General features: G+C 37.3%; 20 protein-coding genes and 1 tRNA gene. 13 read left to right on the top strand and 8 right to left on the bottom strand.

Features of this window, described 5'->3' with window-relative positions; genetic code table 11:
* Positions 1 to 5 precede the first annotated feature (5 nt).
* The 6 genes from JJN12_RS11135 (at position 6) to JJN12_RS11110 (ending at position 4682) form a co-directional block, all read left to right on the top strand.
* Positions 6 to 785: a CvpA family protein gene (locus tag JJN12_RS11135; RefSeq protein WP_208429755.1), complete on the top strand. Its 780-nt coding sequence runs from the start codon at positions 6 to 8 to the stop codon at positions 783 to 785.
* An 8-nt stretch (positions 786 to 793) separates the two neighbouring features.
* Complete coding sequence (gene yfbR, locus JJN12_RS11130) at positions 794 to 1387, top strand: 5'-deoxynucleotidase (RefSeq protein ID WP_208429754.1); 594 nt, start codon at positions 794 to 796, stop codon at positions 1385 to 1387.
* Between the two features lie 9 nt (positions 1388 to 1396).
* On the top strand, positions 1397 to 1840 hold the full coding sequence (locus JJN12_RS11125) for a GNAT family N-acetyltransferase (protein ID WP_236013771.1): 444 nt from the start codon (positions 1397 to 1399) through the stop codon (positions 1838 to 1840).
* Positions 1841 to 1935: 95 nt separating this feature from the next.
* On the top strand, positions 1936 to 2343 hold the full coding sequence (locus tag JJN12_RS14735; RefSeq protein WP_208429753.1) for a DUF1648 domain-containing protein: 408 nt from the start codon (positions 1936 to 1938) through the stop codon (positions 2341 to 2343).
* A gap of 404 nt (positions 2344 to 2747) precedes the next feature.
* Positions 2748 to 3947, top strand: coding sequence for an ATP-binding protein (locus tag JJN12_RS11115; protein WP_208429752.1), 1200 nt, complete (start codon positions 2748 to 2750; stop codon positions 3945 to 3947).
* 153 nt (positions 3948 to 4100) lie between these two features.
* The gene (locus JJN12_RS11110) at positions 4101 to 4682 is read left to right on the top strand and encodes a hypothetical protein (RefSeq protein ID WP_208429751.1); all 582 of its coding nucleotides are present in this window, start codon (positions 4101 to 4103) and stop codon (positions 4680 to 4682) included.
* 73 nt (positions 4683 to 4755) lie between these two features.
* Here the strand turns inward: JJN12_RS11110 and JJN12_RS11105 are convergent, their stop codons facing one another.
* Positions 4756 to 5673, bottom strand: a complete 918-nt coding sequence (locus JJN12_RS11105; RefSeq protein ID WP_208429750.1) for a helix-turn-helix domain-containing protein — start codon at positions 5671 to 5673, stop codon at positions 4756 to 4758.
* Positions 5674 to 6746: 1073 nt separating this feature from the next.
* On the opposite strand from JJN12_RS11105, the gene JJN12_RS11100 reads away from it, so the two are divergent.
* Positions 6747 to 6953: a hypothetical protein gene (locus JJN12_RS11100; protein ID WP_208429749.1), complete on the top strand. Its 207-nt coding sequence runs from the start codon at positions 6747 to 6749 to the stop codon at positions 6951 to 6953.
* 114 nt (positions 6954 to 7067) lie between these two features.
* Positions 7068 to 7547 (top strand): hypothetical protein, encoded by a 480-nt coding sequence (locus JJN12_RS11095; RefSeq protein ID WP_208429748.1) that lies wholly within the window; start codon positions 7068 to 7070, stop codon positions 7545 to 7547.
* 416 nt (positions 7548 to 7963) lie between these two features.
* Here the strand turns inward: JJN12_RS11095 and JJN12_RS11090 are convergent, their stop codons facing one another.
* Positions 7964 to 8353, bottom strand: a complete 390-nt coding sequence (locus JJN12_RS11090; protein ID WP_236013770.1) for a putative toxin-antitoxin system toxin component, PIN family — start codon at positions 8351 to 8353, stop codon at positions 7964 to 7966.
* 9 nt (positions 8354 to 8362) lie between these two features.
* The gene (locus tag JJN12_RS11085; protein ID WP_208429746.1) at positions 8363 to 8620 is read right to left on the bottom strand and encodes an AbrB/MazE/SpoVT family DNA-binding domain-containing protein; all 258 of its coding nucleotides are present in this window, start codon (positions 8618 to 8620) and stop codon (positions 8363 to 8365) included.
* Positions 8621 to 8872: 252 nt separating this feature from the next.
* Here JJN12_RS11085 and JJN12_RS11080 point away from each other — a divergent pair, with 252 nt between their 5' ends.
* From JJN12_RS11080 to JJN12_RS11065, 4 genes are all read left to right on the top strand, one after another.
* Positions 8873 to 9388 carry a hypothetical protein gene (locus JJN12_RS11080; RefSeq protein ID WP_208429745.1) on the top strand — a complete coding sequence of 172 codons (516 nt, stop codon included), beginning with the start codon at positions 8873 to 8875 and terminating at the stop codon, positions 9386 to 9388.
* A 289-nt stretch (positions 9389 to 9677) separates the two neighbouring features.
* Positions 9678 to 10028 (top strand): HTH domain-containing protein, encoded by a 351-nt coding sequence (locus JJN12_RS11075; protein ID WP_208429744.1) that lies wholly within the window; start codon positions 9678 to 9680, stop codon positions 10026 to 10028.
* A 128-nt stretch (positions 10029 to 10156) separates the two neighbouring features.
* Positions 10157 to 10654 carry an RNA polymerase sigma factor gene (locus tag JJN12_RS11070; protein WP_208429743.1) on the top strand — a complete coding sequence of 166 codons (498 nt, stop codon included), beginning with the start codon at positions 10157 to 10159 and terminating at the stop codon, positions 10652 to 10654.
* Positions 10655 to 10671: 17 nt separating this feature from the next.
* Entirely contained in the window at positions 10672 to 12786 is a 2115-nt protein-coding gene (locus JJN12_RS11065) for a beta-propeller domain-containing protein (RefSeq protein ID WP_208429742.1), read from the top strand.
* 220 nt (positions 12787 to 13006) lie between these two features.
* On the opposite strand, the gene JJN12_RS11060 is transcribed toward JJN12_RS11065, so the two are convergent.
* The 5 genes from JJN12_RS11060 to JJN12_RS11040 all read right to left on the bottom strand — a co-directional run bounded on the left by JJN12_RS11060 (position 13007) and on the right by JJN12_RS11040 (position 17298).
* A tRNA-Ser gene (locus JJN12_RS11060) sits at positions 13007 to 13094 on the bottom strand.
* A gap of 32 nt (positions 13095 to 13126) precedes the next feature.
* The gene (locus JJN12_RS11055) at positions 13127 to 14686 is read right to left on the bottom strand and encodes a sensor histidine kinase (protein ID WP_208429741.1); all 1560 of its coding nucleotides are present in this window, start codon (positions 14684 to 14686) and stop codon (positions 13127 to 13129) included.
* 21 nt (positions 14687 to 14707) lie between these two features.
* Complete coding sequence (gene hflC, locus JJN12_RS11050) at positions 14708 to 15583, bottom strand: protease modulator HflC (protein WP_208429740.1); 876 nt, start codon at positions 15581 to 15583, stop codon at positions 14708 to 14710.
* Between the two features lie 11 nt (positions 15584 to 15594).
* The gene (gene hflK / locus JJN12_RS11045; RefSeq protein ID WP_208429739.1) at positions 15595 to 16578 is read right to left on the bottom strand and encodes an FtsH protease activity modulator HflK; all 984 of its coding nucleotides are present in this window, start codon (positions 16576 to 16578) and stop codon (positions 15595 to 15597) included.
* A gap of 15 nt (positions 16579 to 16593) precedes the next feature.
* On the bottom strand, positions 16594 to 17298 hold the full coding sequence (locus tag JJN12_RS11040; RefSeq protein ID WP_208429738.1) for a response regulator transcription factor: 705 nt from the start codon (positions 17296 to 17298) through the stop codon (positions 16594 to 16596).
* 164 nt (positions 17299 to 17462) lie between these two features.
* Here JJN12_RS11040 and JJN12_RS11035 point away from each other — a divergent pair, with 164 nt between their 5' ends.
* Positions 17463 to 18104: an Ig-like domain-containing protein gene (locus tag JJN12_RS11035; protein WP_208429737.1), complete on the top strand. Its 642-nt coding sequence runs from the start codon at positions 17463 to 17465 to the stop codon at positions 18102 to 18104.
* Positions 18105 to 18200: the final 96 nt, after the last annotated feature.

Genomic DNA, 18200 nt, shown 5'->3' with positions numbered 1-18200 from the left:
GATGAATGTCTAATTTTGTACTGATAATGGTGATTGCCATATTTGCCGGCTGCTTTTACTTAGGCAGCAGGAGAGGCCTGGTGAGGACGGTCTTCGGGCTGTTCTCCTCTGTAGTTGTTCTCCTTGCAGGCACTGTGATTTCGCCTGTTATAAGCAATCAGCTAAGAAACAATGAGAAGTTTTTTAATGCCATTTCTACAAGGATAGAAAAGTCCCTTGAGAATTATGGTAAGAGCGAGGAAAAGAAAGAAATACAGGAAAAGCCTGAAAAAAAGGTTCAGACAAAGAAAAAGGATAAAAGCATAAAAAAAGGTGAGAGTGGTATAAGTATGGATGAAATATATCTTCCTTACAAGATGCTTACCGAGAACAAGGCTGTAGAAGAGATTGTTTCAGATGTACTTAAAAACGAACATATAAAGAAGGCAAAGGAAGACATACAAAAAGAGGTCAACCACAGAGTTGCCATCTACCTTACAGGGATAGTGATTAACTCAGGAACTTTTATTGCGGTGTACTTTCTTTTAAGCGTAGGCCTCTTTGTGCTTGGCAGGGTACTTAATATAATAAGCAAGCTCCCTGTCCTAAATGAGCTAAACCGCATGGGAGGAGGAATTGTCGGTATCTTCCAGGGCTTAGTTATAGTATGGCTGATATTTACCCTTATGATGGTATTTATAGACAAGCCTTTCGTTCAGGAGGCAATGGAGCAGATAGAAAATAACTTCTTTTTAAATCTTCTGTACGAATCAAATATAATTGCCAAGTTCATCGGACTTAAGTAGGAGGGAAAATGAAAGAAGATTATTCTTTTTTTGCTATGATGTCAAGGCTAAAGTACATCAATCGCTGGGCTTTGATGAGAAACTCCAGAGAAGAAAACCTAAGCGAGCATTCACTTGAAGTAGCCCTGCTCTCTCACGCCCTTTGTACCATAGGAAACAAGAGGCTTGGCAAGGTGTTAAATGCTGACAGGGCAGCACTCATAGGGCTTTACCACGATGCAACAGAGATAATTACAGGAGATATGCCTACTCCTGTGAAGTATTTTAACAGTGATATAAAGAGCATTTACAAGGAAATTGAGCATACCGCCTGTGAGAAGCTTCTCTCCATCCTGCCTGAGGACTTAAGGGATGAATACGAGGAGATATTAGAGCCATCAGATGAGTATAGCTATGAAAAGGCTCTGGTTAAGGCTGCAGACAAGCTTTCAGCCTATATCAAATGCCTTGATGAAAAACAGGCTGGGAATAACGAGTTCTTACAGGCTGAAAAGGCTACATTCAAGGCGGTTAAGGAGCTTAACTTAGAAGAGGTGGAGATATTTTTAAGAGAATTTATGCCGGCTTATTCAAGGACCTTGGATGAAGCCTGCCTGCTATAGGAGGTTGTTTTGTTAATAAGAGATTTTAGGGCTTGTGACAGGGAAGAAATATTTAAGATGATGAGAGTGTTCTATGATTCTGATGCTGTGCTGCATACAGCCTCAGATGAGATTCTCTATAGGGACATAGATGACTGTCTTTCAGACCTGCCGTATATAGAGGGCTATGTAATCGAAGAAAATGGAGAGATTGCAGGCTATTCTATGGTTGCAAAGAGTTACACCACGGAGTACGGAGGCCTCCTCATTTTCATAGAGGATTTGTATATCAAAGAGGACTTTAGGGGGCTTGGTATAGGTAGCAGCTTCTTTTGCTTCATAGAAGAAAAGTACAAAGGACAGGCTGTGAGATACAAGCTTGAAGTCGAAGAAGAGAATGAAAATGCCATCTCCGTATATGAGAAACGCGGCTATAAAAAACTTGGATATTTTACAATGAGCAAGGAAGTGTAGGTTTCCTTGCTCTAAGTTTTTAAAGTCCGTTGATTTTTGAACAGTTTTAATATATGATATGACTATAAACCACCAGAGTAAGGAGGTATTATAGAATGGTTAATCCTTGTAGCCAAATATCAACGTCTGACATAGAAAGGAAGTCAGAAAGTAATAGTAAAATAATCATACATCGGTTAATATGTATCATAACAATTCTTCCTCTTGTAGTCACTGTATGCTTGTTGCCATTCACCAGTAGTAAAGTCCCTTTACATTATGATGCATTAGGAAATATTAATCGATGGGGTAGCAAATATGAACTATTACTATTTCCCATTGTTATAATTGCCTTTGGTTATTTTATACGTACAATGATAAATTTGAGTTATAGATACTTAGGAAAAACAAAAGTTGAGAAAATTTTACGCACTATTATTATCACAATTTCAATTCTAGCGATTATATTAGTAGACTATAATTGTCTTAGATTCTTGTATAAAGTATTTAGCATGGGAAACTAAAATTTATGCTGTTTACAAACATATGCAAATAAGAATCTTCTATGTTAATAAAGGATGGAAATCTCCAAGAGGGAATTCCATCCTTTTGCTGTGTGCCTTGCGGCGCACGTTTCTAAAGGGTGAAAGTCCCTAATCCGCCCTAGTAGTGGGAAGGATGCGCCGAAGGCAAGGGTGCCTATGTTGACTTCGAATCTGAAGGGAGCGTGATATGAAGAATATAACACTTGTTATAAGGAGAGCAGAAAGCAATGCATTGGTATACGACATAACTCCCATTAATTTTTATAGAATAAGTATGAAAATGTTATGATATTCAATAAGTTTTTACGGATTTAAAGTAAAAACTATAGATATTTTTGAGTTTTTTCGGTATAATATGAGTAAAGGTGAAGGAGGTAAGCGACATGATTATCCGGTCAAACTATATGAATACGCTAAGAACTTATCGGGATGCTCCAATTGTGAAAATATTAGCAGGAATCAGGCGCTGTGGCAAATCTACAATTCTAGATATGCTGCGGGATGATTTGCTTGAAAGTGGGGTTGCCTCAGACCATATTATTAGTATGCGTTATACATCTGAGGATTTTGACGATGGTATGACAGACAAAGATATGTATAACGGTATAAAGGTAAAAATGACCGATAAAGGGCGGTACTACCTTTTGCTGGATGAAGTACAGGAAGTTGAAGGTTGGGAAAAAGCGGTCAATAGTCTGCTTGAAAATGCCAACACCGATATTTATGTAACCGGCTCTAATTCAAAGCTGATGGCAGGAGAAATATCCACTTACCTGACGGGGCGCTACATTTCCATTCCGGTTTATACATTATCCTTTGCTGAGTATTTGGAATTCAAAAAATCAGATTCCCGCTCTCCTAAGGAATTGTTAAACGAATATCTGAGATTGGGCGGTTTCCCCATTGTGGCACTAGGCAGCTTTGACGAACGTTCCTCCTATCAGATTGTAGAGGGCATCTATAACTCTGTTGTCACGAACGATATTACAAAACGGCACAACATTACGAACTTTGATTTATTTAACCGTTGTGTAAAGTATATCGTGGAAAATGTTGGCAAGACCTTTTCTGCAAATGCCATTGTTAAGTTTCTAAAAAGCGAGGGGCGTTCCCTGTCGGTGGAGGCGGTATATAACTATCTGAGCTGGTTAGAAAAGGCGTTTGTGGTCTATCGCTGTCAGCGGTATGATTTGCAAGGGAAATCTGTACTGAAGACCCAGGAAAAATTTTATCTGGCAGATGCATCCCTAAAATATTGCATCATGGGATTTAATCCGAAGTCAATCGCAGCTATGTTGGAGAATGTAGTATATTTTGAGCTGTGTCGTCGAGGTTATAAGGTATATATAGGGAAAAAAGAAACGAAAGAAATTGACTTTGTAGCATTGCAGCGTGACGAGCGTATCTACGTTCAGGTATGCCGTAAGCTGCCCGAAGAATCTGACCGGGAAATAGCCAATCTCCTTGCTATCAAGGATCACTACTCTAAGTATGTTGTGACATTGGACGAATTGGCCACTGGAAATGTAAACGGTGTAAAAATCGTACACTTAGTGGATTTTTTGCTGAGTCAAGACTACTAAATGACAAATATTCACCCCTTTTTCATAATGCAGAATTCAACGCATGATGAGAAAGGACTTATATTACATAAACCTAAGCGTTATGTAAGCCAAAAGAACAAATGATTGGAGGAACATTTGGTTCATTTTTAGGGAAAGAGGGAGGAAAAGCAATTGTTAATCAAATCAGCAGATAATAAATTAGATATTTTTGAATGTATATATTTTGGGAAAAATGCGGATGATTCTGAGTTTACGCTGTATTTGAATACTCAAAGTACCAGCTTAGTTGACGAATATAAATTATGGTTAGATATTCAAAGGGATATTTTATTAAGCATTATTCAGGATTATTATGTAATAGTACATTTGGACAAATCAATAGATAAATTAATGTCATTAAATCAGTTAGACAAAAAAATCGACAAACTATATTTTGTCACTCAAAATGAGATAGGAGATTATTTTATTGAAATCCCACCAAATGATATACGACTCTTAACTGAACTAGTAAATGACAGCTTGGTATGGGAATGTGGGAATCTCCTTAAAATCGTTGCATTTAAGGATAGACCGATACTTCAAAATAAAACTTATAATTTTGAGAAAGCTGAAGTTGTCCTGCACTCATTTGAAGATAACCTAGGTTTTAATATTAAAATTTGTGATATGAAGAATAATGAAGTTGTATTTTATAATAGAGTAGAGTATATGCTTAATAAATATCACATTATAGAGGGAGGTTACTATGGCTAATATAATTAAAAAAATATTTACGAGAAATTTATTACTAAAAATGTAGGTTTAATACGAAAAATGCTGTCACATTCTATTTGAAGGTGACAGCAATTTTTAAGACATTCTTGCAATTATATATTATCTTCTCTTGTAGCTCTGTTTGCCCAAATACTTTGCACAGGGTTAAAGCTGTATTAATAGAATGTTTGTACTCTTCATCACCTAACTTACATTCAGCAAAGGCTTTACCGTAATACAGCACAGCCAAAGTATCGGAAAACATATTTTTTTTGCAGGAATTAATTCCTTTGTAGGTATAGTCAAGAGCTCTGATAAACTCTTCATTATACCTGTAAATAGCTGCAAGATTATGACATATTCTCGGGTATATTTCACTATCTTCACCACACAGTTCAAAACAAAACGCCAATATATCTTTATATCTTTCGTGTTGTTCCAGTTTATCAAATACTAGGGCTACATCCATAAGTATCCTTATTTCCATTGATGAGAATTCATATTCTCTGTAATTATCCAAGGTGAAGCCACTTAAAGTCTGCCTTATGGCGCTTGTATAAGCTTCTAGTGCATTTGTATACTCTTTATTTTTATAATACTTGATACCGTAAAGAAATAATCTGAATCGGGTAATAATCATCCTGTAATACTCATTTTCAATCTCATCGCTCATCTCTTCAAGTATTTTTAATTCATTATCAAAATTCAAAGTTTCTTCATTTATTAGTTTAAGATCTACACCCCTCTGCATTTTCAATAATATAGAATAGTCATTTATGCGGCTCTCTATGATGGCTGAAACCAAGTCAGTCTTGTAGATAACTGACAGAGCCTCAAGTGTTTCTAATTTAGGTATGACTTGCCCCTGCTCTGTTCTTCTTAAGGTTCTTTCATCCACATAAGCCATATCCGCTGCCTGTTTTTGTGTTAGATGCAGTTTTTCTCTTATATTTCTAAGTTTTTCTCCAAATGAAGCTAAATTATAGTACAAAATTGCCTATCCTCCTTATATAAACTTGTACAATATATCCAAATCGGACTTTGAAGTCTGTTGATATTTGAACGGTTTTAATATATTATATGATTATAAACCATTGGAGTAAAGGGGTATTAAAAATGACAAGAAGATACAAAGTATTAATGTTGCTATCTTTATGTACACTTTGTGTTGTAGCTTTTGGCTCGTCCTGCAATACTTTATCAGGAAGGGAGAGATAGAACTACTAAGTATTTTGGCACCGTTGTTTTGATTATTGAAAGGAGGGCAGCTATGAAAATAATGAATGCAACGAGGTATAAGAATGGGGACAACAAGGAATGACATATATAGATTGTATGAGTTCTATAATTCCTTTTAGGAATAGGAGTGTGAGGTAGATGAAAAAAAATAAATATAAAATTCTAAGTTGTTGGGCTAATGTGTTGTTAACTTACTAAGTCACGCCTTCACTAATAAATGTCCAGACTCGCTACGGTTTTTCTGTAAGATGCTATTGTAATATGGCTTTGCTGACGAAAAACCTGATGCGCTCGCTTAGGCATTATTAGTTCCGGCTGTTTGATTGATAAGTCGTCACAAACAAACACATCAGCCACATGGGGGCAGGTGGTTGTGGCTGCCTTTAATTTGGTATTCGGGTTGTTATTTTCACAAATTTAAGGTATCAGCTACGAATGATAAATTCTAAGCGAGCGCATTAGGCGTAGCGAAGCGGATACCGGAGCGAGTCTGAAATGTTATCATTCGGAGCGTCACTTAGTTTAGATTATATAACTCGACAAATTAGAATTTGTGACACCAATAGTGACATAAATTACTAAACTGAAACTTATTGTCGTTAGTGTAAAATTTATTCAGAATATAATTATAATATAACAGAAAGATGGTTATTATGGAAATAAAAGACTTAATCGGAGAAGCAACCTAATATGACAAGAAGCAGCATCTTGAGGTAAAAAAGCCAAAAGCTGTTGTAAAAACATAATGCTAAAATTATGTGGAGAAAAACTGCAATTTAAATGGAGAAATGCCAGATGGATCTGTAATACAAGGGGGTATTATACTTGAAAAACGAAGTTAGACAATTTAAAATTGCTGTGATTTTATCTGTATTTGCAGTAATAATTTTATGTGGTCTTTTTGTGTATTCATGGTTTTTGGGATATTCCGCAGGGAAGTTCTCCTCCGCATTATTAGTGGCTGGAGGGATTGTGATTTTAATTAAAAACTATGTACTTTACTATAAAGCAAAGAAGAGGAAAGATAGTTGATATGATGTTTATAAAGGGATTGGTTTATGTAAAAATAATGTGGTTGCAACAAGGCTAAATGGCTTTATGACGATCAAATTAGGTTCATTATAGAAAATAGGGGGTAAAAGTATTATGAAGAAAATCAATTACAAAGTTGCTGATGCTGTTTTTTTAATCATAGTGTTTGTGGGTTTGAAAGTATTTGATAAATATATATTTGAAACACCTAAATATAATAAAGATTCAATTTTTATGGCTATAAGCGTTTCGTTAGTATTTTTAGGCATATACATAAATAGGTATTTTTTTAGACCATCGCATAAAGAAATAACACAGTTGAAACGAAGAGGGTGGAAAATTACAGGATATTATTCAAGCCTTTCGCTCAGCAATGAAGATATATATAATAAATCCTATGATTTGTGGATTAAATATAGTTGCATATTACTTTTAATTGAGTTGTTTGGACTGCTGGTTTTATATGTGCTGAATGGATGTTTTTTAACAAGCAGTATGTTTTTTGCTCATATTGCAATGGCTTGTATATCACAATTTGCTGCCTGGATTATTACATTGAGGAGAGAGAAGAAGTATAGTAAAATTAAGCAATGAATTAGTGGTTTGTATTTTGCAAGATTGATTCAGCTTGTGGACATTCAAACTGGTTGTTGAATGAATAATAATAGTAAATTCTAATTTGTCTTGTTATTATAATTTTATCAGCAGTAATAATTTGTAAATTTGTTGGAACAAGAAAAACTGCAAAGTATACATATGAGCAGTTAAATGCTTTATCTGCGAAGGAACTGTATAAAGTATTCATTGATAACGGACTAAAAGTAGACGAGGAACTAAAGACTTATATGTCAGATGAGCAAATAGCTGATATCGTGCTGAAAGGTCAGTTTGATATGATGATTCACGGAAACACTTCTTGCTCGCATTATATGTACAAAAGATTTGCAGAAGAAGTAGAAAGAGTTTATAAATTACTTGTTGGGGAACAATAGGTAATTCTAGCTCGATTTTTATAAGAAGTTTTCCATAAACTGAGATGGTGACATTATTTCAGGTTTATGTATATTAATATCAGAGAAATCCTTGTCTCCTGTTATTAGGATATCTATATCTTCAATGATAGCAGTATATAATACAGGATAATCTTTTATGTCTCTGATATAAAACAAATCATTTTCTAACTCGTTTGGAGTATAAACATATTCAAAGCTCATTAACATAAGTAATTTGTTGATGGCTTTTTCTTTTGATGGAAATTTTCTTTTAATTACTTGTTTTAATTCATCTACCACATATGAAGACAAGATAAGCTGATGATGCGTAAATATGTAGTTCATAATTGAGTTCATTTTAGTGTTTGGGAAAAGAAGAGCAGAAAGTAAGACATTGGTATCCAACATAACTCTCATTTACTTTGCCCAACTTTCTTCTCTAAGTTCTTTTATCATCTTCATTATGTCATCATCATCTTTTAGACCCACTCTTTCTGCTTCACCGAAAAATTCTTTTTGAGCTTCGCGTAAAGCATCCATTGAGGAATTGAGCATATATATTCTTCCCGCTTCCTCTACAAATAGGATTTTATCTCCATTTTTAACTCCTAGTTTTTTGCGTATCTCAATTGGAATTGTGACTTGACCTTTCGAAGTAACTTTTGCTAATTCCATATCATTTCTCCTTTACAGTACATTGTATTCCTTACTTTCCTTACCTATATTATAATGAAATTCTGCCAATTTATCAAGCTAAAACTACGCTTACTACATTATTACATTTGAAATGCGGGAATGGACAAAACTTTCTCCTCCTTTCGTATGTCTTTGTGAAATATATCCAAATAGGACTTTAAAGTCCGTTGATATTTGAATGGTTTTAATATATTATATGATTATAAACCACTAGAGTAAAGGGGGATAAAAATGACAAGAAGATACAAAATATTAATGCTGCTTGTTATTCTTTTAGGATTTACAATAGCAGTTTTTCTATTTATTCCTAAAGAGGTGGATATACCAACAGGAAAGAAAGTGGTATTTGTTGCATTTAGTAAATCATATCTGAAATTTGATGAAGATAATTTAAAGCCTGCTATTGATAGCGAGATTTATGAGCTACCAGAATATTATGAAGAAATGGATGATATCCTAAAAGGAATTAAGCTATATCCAACTATTAAAGGGTTATTTCAGAAAGGCGATTATAGCTTCGAGAATAATTGTGATGTAGTAACTATTTATATAATTGATGTTTCATCAGGAAATAGCAAAGAAGCTCTTACAGAGCTGGCTTTTGGTTCAGAAGGATATGCGGTATATGATAGTAATGGCAAGAGTTATTTGCAAAGCTTTGGATTTGATAAAAAAGAAAAGGCGGATAAACTAAAGCAAGAAATAAAAGAACTGATAAAAGCAAAAGGAATAAAGAAGCAATCGTAATATGTATTTTTATGTGCTGGGTTTGAACAAATCAGCTACACTAAGGCTATGAAAAAAGTATGTAAATAACAATCTTCTATGATAATAAAGGATGAGAATCTCCTAGATGGGATTTCATCCTTTTAAGTTTTTCTCCAAATAAGAATAGATAAGATAGAGGCATAGGGTAATGTTTGCTAGGTTTCTTAGGCTAGTGAAATATTAGCGTTTATCCTCAAACTAATTTTGCTTAAACATAACTATACCATTTTGGGATGAATAATGGTAGAATATAGGTATATTTGGAAGAATGGATTTAATGGAGAGAAGAGGGAGTGGTCTTAGAAAGATTTTAGAGAGCTACGAGCATGAACATAAATATAAAAAGGAGCTAAAGCCTGAATTTATATCAACACAGAGTTCATTTGTAGTAATTTTAAAAAATTTAAATTATGATTTAGGAAATGAGCCTCAAAAAAATTCAAAACAAGATAAGTTTGAAAAACTTAAAGAGATTATTGTATATGAGCCTCATGTCACTATGGCTAAAATCTCAAAAATGCTAGGTGTTTCTGAAGCAACCATAAAGCGCGATATTTCTCAGTTGAGAAAAATGGGTGAGATTGAATATGTAGGTAGTTCAAGGATGGGAATCTCCTAGATGGGATTTTCATCCTTTTACTTAATGACTATTTAAAAAAATTTATTTTCCTTGCAACATTTCCACAAAAAACATACACTTATTAAGTGAAACTAGTTTATTGCCGATTGGCGGATAGAGGTTAACCGATGATTAGAGATGCTGAGGTATTTACGAGGCTGTATTCTGAGGTGGCAAAGGACCTGTACAGACTCGCACTGTATTTTCTAAAGAATAAAGAAGACGCGGAAGATATAGTGAGCGAAACTGTACTAGATGCCTACCGACAGATAGAAAGCCTTAGAGATGACAGCCTGTTTAGGAATTGGATAGTAAAAATTCTAACCAATAAATGCAGGATGAAGCTTAAGGAATATGCTCTCTCTAAGGAGGAGGTCAGCGATAATGTAACTGAGCTTTCGGATGAGAGGACAAAGAGAGAAGCTTATAATGCAGAGTTTAACAGCCTTGAGCTAAAAGAAATGCTTATGGAACTTGAAAATGAAGAGAGATTCATCATCTGCCTGTCGGTATTTGAGGGGTACAAGGGGGATGAGATAGCAAGGATACTAGGGCTAAATCCTGCTACGGTCAGGTCAAAAAAGCAAAGAGCACTAGCGAAGCTTAAAGTGTTAATAAAAGAGTAAGGAGGCATGAAACCGATATGGATAGAGAAGATGAGATTCTTGAAATGCTTAAAGGTTTGGCAGACGAAGACATTGAAATACCGGATTCTTTGCAGCCTGAGAGAATAAAAGAGAAACTTCTTAAAGAAGATGCAAGCAGGGAAATAAAAAGGAGAAAAACTATGAAACATTGGATGGTTGGCTCTATGGCAGCAGTAGGCGCAGTTGCAGCAACCTTTGCTGTTATGATAAATACAGGATTTATAAACCCTTCAGATATGGCAGGTACAGTTCTTAACGGGCTTCCAAATGTGGTGGCAGGCAAGCAGGCAAAGGCTAAAAAAGCGAAAAAAGCTACTAAGCCTGTAGAAGGAATCAAGCAGTTTAAGAGCTATAAGGAGATGTATACATTTATGGCAAAAGCTGCAAAAACAAGAAATACCTATGACTACTTATTAGATAGCAAAAAATCATTTACTACAGCCGAAGCTACAGATGCGGCACCTCAGGCGAAAGAAGAGAGTGGTGCAGAGAATGAGGCTTCCAAAACAGAAAATGATTACTCAAAAACAAACACCAGAACCGAGGGAGTGGACGAGGCTGACATAGTAAAGACAGACGGTAAGTACATCTACGTGCTTAAGAATGACAATGACGGAGCGTCTGAGGTCAGGATAATAAAGACGGATAACGGCAGGATGAATGCCATAACTTCAAGGATTTCCCTTGATAGGGAAAAGAGAGGAACAGGCTACTACTACAACGATATGATGGTTGATGGGACTACACTTGTAGTCTTTGCGGACACATACAGGGTAGAGTCAAGAGCCGGCTACCTATATGGATATGGGTCGAATGTCAACACTGCGGAAGTCCTATTTTATGACATTACCAATCCTGAGAAGCCTGTATTTAAGACAAAGCACACTCAAGAGGGCTCTATAGGCAGTACAAGGATGAAGGATGGCATCATCTATACATTTTCACATACCTATAATTATAATTATTATTACCTTATGGATGACAAGGAAAAGGTTGATTACACTAAGCTGGTTCCAAAGGTAGACGGTAAGAAGATTGATATCGGAAGAATCTACGTGCCTGAGTATTCTGATGGAGAAAGCTACACAGTTGTAACCTCAGTTGATGTTAAGAACCCTGAGAAGATAATCGATAAAAAGCTGATTATGGATTCAGGTTATAATGTATATGTGAGCAGTGAAAATATTTACTTTTGGCATACGGACTATATTATAACCGGAAATAAGACTGAGATATCAAAGTATTCTTACAAAAATGGTATAATCACGCCTCAGGCAAGCACTTCCGTTATGGGAACCTTCAATGATGATTTCTCCCTTGATGAATACAAGGGAAACCTTAGAGTCGTGGTTACAAAAGAAAAGAGCAGCTTTAGGATAATTCCTTTTGATGTGGCAGATAATGATGAAGAGGAAGATACCACAGAAAATTCACTCTACATCTTCGATAAGGACTTAAAGGTAAAAGGAAAGATTGAAGGGCTTGCAAAGGGAGAGTATATCAAGTCAGCAAGATTTATGGGAGATATGGCTTACTTTGTAACCTTTAGGCAGACTGACCCGCTCTTTAGCGTAGATGTAAGCAATCCATCTGCGCCTAAGGTGCTTGGCTACCTTAAGATACCGGGATTTTCAGAGTACCTCCATCCATTTGGAAGTGGCCTCCTCTTTGGACTTGGACAGGATGCGGATGAAAAAGAGGGTGGCGTAAAGGGACTTAAGCTGTCTATGTTTGACATTTCCAATCCTTATGATGTAAGAGAAATTGCTAAAACCATATATAGTGAGGATAAGTATTCATCCTCAACTGCAGAATATGACAGAAAGGCAATAACCATAGATGCAGGCAAGAACCTCATAGGCTTAGCGGTCGCAACCTACGATGAAAGCAAGGGGAAAAGCCTTGAAAAGTATGTGGTATACGGCTTTGACAGGGAAAAAGGCTTCTATGAAAAGTTTAGCGTGGACAATCTTGAGGGAGAGAACTACTTCAGAAGCGATTGCAGAGGACTCTATATAGGAGACTACTTCTACATAGTGCCTGCCAATGTCAATAAGGTATATTCATTTGACCTAAAGACTGGACAGGTTGTGGAGAAGATTGAATACTAGACTTTACATAAGTAATTTAAAAGTGCTGTCGTGTTTATAAAATGTTGTTGGTGCCAAAAGCATTTGACACCCATTGATACAGGATTGTTACAGCTAAGCTTTAGCAATCCTTGCAAAAAGACTCGTAATTCGCTCATTTTTTGCAAAATGGCTACTTACGAGTCTTTTTTACATGTTAAAAGATAATAAATTCTCTTATATGCGGGTAGATATAAAAAAACGGAGTGGGTGGGATTCGAACCCACGAGCCTCGTTAGAGACTACCTGATTTCGAGTCAGGGCCGTTATAACCACTTCGATACCACTCCGTAACGAATCTATTTTACTAGCAATTTATCAATTATTCAAGTGTCAATTCATTAAATTCGAATTTAAACTTAGTTCCCTCACCCTTTTTGCTTTCTACCTCAGTAGAGCCGTCATGCTTTAGGGCTATCTGCCTTGCTATGGCAAGACCAAGACCTGAGCCTTTGGCATTTTGCCTAAGCTTAGACTTGTAGAATTTCTCAAAGATATGAGGCAGCTCAGACTCGGATATACCCACGCCGTTGTCTCTGATGCTTACAAAGAGCTTGTAACCGGAATTGATATAGGTATCACCCGAAAGGGTAGTTCTGAACTCTGAGTCTATTCCGCTTGCACAGTACTTATTGATGGTGATATCGATATCCCCGTTGTCGTTTGAGAACTTAATGGCATTATCCACTATGACCATGAACATCTGGCGTATCCTGTCATAGTCTCCGTACATAAGCAGGACTTCGTCTGCAGTCGTAAAATTGATTTTGACATTTTTCTCTCTTGCAAGAGCTGAGCCTCCACGCAGTATGTCGGAGAATACCTGTACAAGGTTTATAGGCTCTTTTTCAAGGACAAAGTCAGGGTTTTGCATCTTTGAGAGCACAAGGAGGTCACCCACCAGTCTTTCCATGGACTTACATTCTGTGAGCATCTTGTCATAATACTCAGCCTTAGTAGCCTCATCCTCTATAATGCCGTCAAGCAAAGTCTCTGAGTAGGCGCGGACAACAGTTATAGGGGTACGAAGCTCGTGAGATACATTGGCAAAGAAATCAAGCCTCATTTGCTCCAGGTTCTTTCTTTCGTTGTCGGCCTCTTTAAGCCTGTCAGAGAGAGAATCTATGGCTGCGGCAAGCTCACCTAGTTCGCCACCCTCTGTTATATTGGTATGTGCTTCGTAGTCCTCATCTGCAAGCCTTAAGGCGGTCTTTCTCATTATAGAGATTGGGTGCGAGAGCTTTCTTGCCAGGAAAACCGCAAAGATAAGGGAGAACAGTAGGGCTATAAGTGTACTTATGACAATGATAGTAAAGCTCCTGTTTATAATTATGTTTTGTGACTCAGATATCTGGTTTACAAATACAGCACCCATGATTTTATTTGATTTCGTACTGATGATTGGTACGGAAGTAAATATATAGTTAGCCCCATAGGTGTCGGAATGTATATCTACTGCTCCGGATTCGCCTGCAAATGCAGAATCAAACAGAGAGGCAATCTCGGGCTGGTTTTCCTTGGTCACATCTATGTTGGTGTATTTCTTAGGCATGGGTGACTTAGGGTTGGCAATTATCCATACATCGATATTCTTAAGCTCCTCAAGCACCTCAAGGAAGGAAGGATAGGTAATATAATCCTCATCATCCACAAAGACACTTACTCTCTTTGCTATAGACTCTGCCTGCTTGATGAGGAGGTCTTTATTAGCCTCGATGGCAGACCTTGAGTAGAGCTGGACAAAGATTAAGCCCGTAAGTATGGCAAAAGCCACCACGACCATGGCATAATTTCTAAACATTATAAAGAAAAGACTATGAATTATCTGCTTCAAAGTCCTTTTCTTTACCATGGCGTGTTTAACTGTAGAATCATTTTTCATTAAACTACCACCTATATATATTTACTCGATTTTACCGTAAAGTATCTTGGCAAGCTCGCTGTCTCTGCCAAGCATGAGCTTCTTTTCACCCTTACCGCTAAGCGATACCTTTAAGGCATCAAGGCTTCTGATGTAGTTATAAAAGTCTGCCTTGTCCTTATCATTATAGGCCTGCTGCAAGGTCTCCATGTACTTTGCCTCGCCCTCAGCCTTTAACTTTGCAGACTTCTTCTCAGCCTGAGCCTTAAGTATGGCTACCTGCTTGTCGGTTTCATTTTGTATCTTCTTAGCCTTGCTCTCGCCCTCTGCAGTGTAGGAGGCGGCTATGTTATTTCTTTCAGATATCATACGCTCATACACAGCCTGCTTGTTGTCATCAGGCAGGTCAAGGGATTTGAGCTGAGCCTGAACTATCTCTATACCATACTTTTGTATGTCAGGATTGGCATCGGCGGTAATGGTCTGGGTGAGCTTCTCGCCTCTTGCCTCTATGATTTCATCCTGTGTCATTGAGGAAATTACCGACTTTACGGAATTGTATACGGTAATCCCGGTCCTGTCCTTTGCATTATTGACATTTGCATTCAAGGTCTGATAATAAACTGTAGGGTCGCTTACCCTCCAAAGTATGTACATATCAGCTATCATTGACTTCTTATCAGAGGTCATTACATCACTTGGACGTATGTCATAGAGCTGTATGGACTTAGGCACCTTTCTTACATTCTGCATAAAAGGTATCTTATAATAAAGTCCCGCCTGGTCATCTATGGCAACAATCTTATTAAATTGCAGCTTTATGCCATATTCATTTTCCTTAAGTGAATAGGTGGAATTAAAGCCTAAGAAAAGGGCGATTAATACCACTATAAAAAGTAAAAATCTCTTGTTCTTCATAAGCTTCCTCCCTAATTATTGAACTTGTCTACCGGGTAGATTGACTGAGTCTTTCCATCCGTTATGATTACATCCAGACTAGGAAGGACTTCTTCAAGAGTCTCATAGAACATACGCTTCTTGGTTATGAGAGGATACTTCTTGTACTCCTTATAGGTATCGCTAAATCTTGCTACCTGTCCCTCTGCCTCTGCAATACGGTTTTCCTTATAAGCCTCAGCTTCTTTTATTATCTTATCCGCATCAGCATTGGCTGACGGAAGCTTTTCGCTCTGATATTTATTTGCATTATTTATAGCCGTTTCTGCACCCTGCTTCGCAGTCTCAACTGCCTTAAATGCCTGTACTACCTCTGCTGTAGGAGGCTCTGCATCCTGTATGGATACATTTACCACCTCTATACCGAGGTTAACCTTTTGCATCTCAGCAATCAGCCTGTCCTTAACCTCAGCCTGTATCTTGCTTTTGGCAGTTGTCATCACCTCATCTACAAGATATTTGGATATGGTTGAACGGATAGATGCCTTGGTGAGATTCCTTAAGGTATCAAGCGGTTCATCGGTATTAAACAAGTACACCTCCGGATTAACCACCTTGTATTCAAGATAAAAATCTATGTTTACAAAGTTAAAATCCTTGGTAATCATCATACTATCGCCGTAGTCCGACAAATCCTCATTGGGATCATTGGTACCTGACTCTTCATAGCCTATAGGCATACCCTGGGTAGTCGTATTTACTCTTGTGCTTTCCTGTATAAAAGGGACCTTAAAATGAAGCCCGGCACCTTCAACTCCGACTACCTTGCCAAACTGCGTGATTACAGCCTGTTCCTGCTCTGACACAGAGTATATGCTTGAAAATACAGTGAAAGCAATCACCACACCAAGCACAACAAAGCCGATTAGCTTCTTACCGGTATTGAAGTTTCTCTCAAAGCGCTCATCTATGATTTTATCTTCACTGCCTTTATCGTTATGTTTCTTAAACACCATTTATGTGACCTCCTGTTAACCCTTGGACTCAATATCAAACTTATAGCCCACACCCCAGATGGTCTTTATGCACCAGTTTGGATGCTCGACTTCATCAAGCTTTGCCCTAAGTCTCTTGATATGTGAGTCAACAGTACGGCTGTCTCCAAAGTAGTCAAAGCCCCAGAGGCTGTCTAAGAGGTTGTCCCTTGTAAATACCTTGTTAGGATTCTCAGCAAGGGTCCACATAGTTTCTATTTCCTTCTTGGTAAGGGAGAGCTTCTTGCCTCCAATGCTTAGAGAATACTCGTCAAGGTTAATCTCAAGGTTGTCAATCTTTATATAATTCTCGCTGGTTACATTGGCTGAGGTCTCAGGGGTAACCATCCTTCTAAGTACAGCCCTAAGCCTTGCCATAACCTCGCTAGGACTAAATGGCTTAACTATATAGTCATCTGCACCTATGTCAAGTCCCATTATTTTCTCAAAGCCCTCTCCTCTGGCTGTAACAAGGATGATAGGTACATTTGATTTTTCACGAATCTTACGGCAGACCTCATAGCCGTCAATCTTAGGCATCATTACGTCAAGAAGTACAGCTGAAGGGCTGGTTTCATCAAACAGCCTTAGAGCCTCTTCTCCGTCTGCTGCAATGATAGGGTTGTATCCCTCTTTGGTAGTATAGGCAGCAAGTACCTGTGTGATATCAGCATTATCATCTGCGATCAAAATATTATGCATAGTCTATACACTCCTTCCGGTCGTTATAATACAACCTCAATTATAGTGCTTTTCAGTCATAGTTGCAAGTTAAACAAAGGTTACAAAAATATATATAAAATGACACGATTATGACAAAATTTGATTGTATTATGCTAATGTCATAGGACAGACGGAGGTTAAAGATGAAAAATCTTATTAAAAAAGTCGCTCTGTCAGTCGTGGTTATGCTATGTTTGATTTTGTCCCTTAGCAATGACAGAATAAAACTGTATGCCGGGGAGGTACTGACAAAGGAGAACGTTGTAGAACCGAAGCTTAATGTTACAGAGGTTTCTCTTGTAACAGAGAGCCAGTTCAATTTGAAAGTCTACAATTTGACAGAGAATCAGAAGGCGTATTTTAAGTCAAGTGACGACAGCATTGTGAGTGTTTCTAAGTCAGGTAAACTTTCTGCACTTAAAGTGGGTGAGGCCACAGTTACTGTTACCCTTAAGGATAAGACAGCGAAAGAAGACACTGTATTTAAGTGTAATGTATATGTAGGTCCCCCTGCTATAAGTATAAGGCTCACTTTGAGCGAGGTTACGCTTGAGGTTGGCAAAAGAAAGACGCTACAGGCTATACTTAAGCCAAATACAACAGCGGAAACAGGAATATTCACAAGTCTTGACCCTGATATCGTTGCGGTAAGCTCCAGCGGTAAGGTGCTTGCTAAAAAGACAGGCAAGACTCATATCATTTCAAAAATTGCTAATGGCAAATATGATATCTGTACTATCAATGTAGTAGAAGCTACTGACAAAGCTACTGAAAAGAGTGAATAAGCAAAAAGAAGTCCCTTCCAGGGGCTTCTTTTTTACATGTCGCCATTGTTTAAATAGCACAAAAATCTAAGGTAAAATTCGCTAAAATCAACAAAA

The sequence above is a fragment of the Catonella massiliensis genome (genome assembly GCF_016651435.1).
In the GTDB taxonomy this organism is placed as follows: domain Bacteria; phylum Bacillota; class Clostridia; order Lachnospirales; family Lachnospiraceae; genus Catonella; species Catonella massiliensis.
This window is presented reverse-complemented; position numbering and strand designations above follow the sequence as displayed.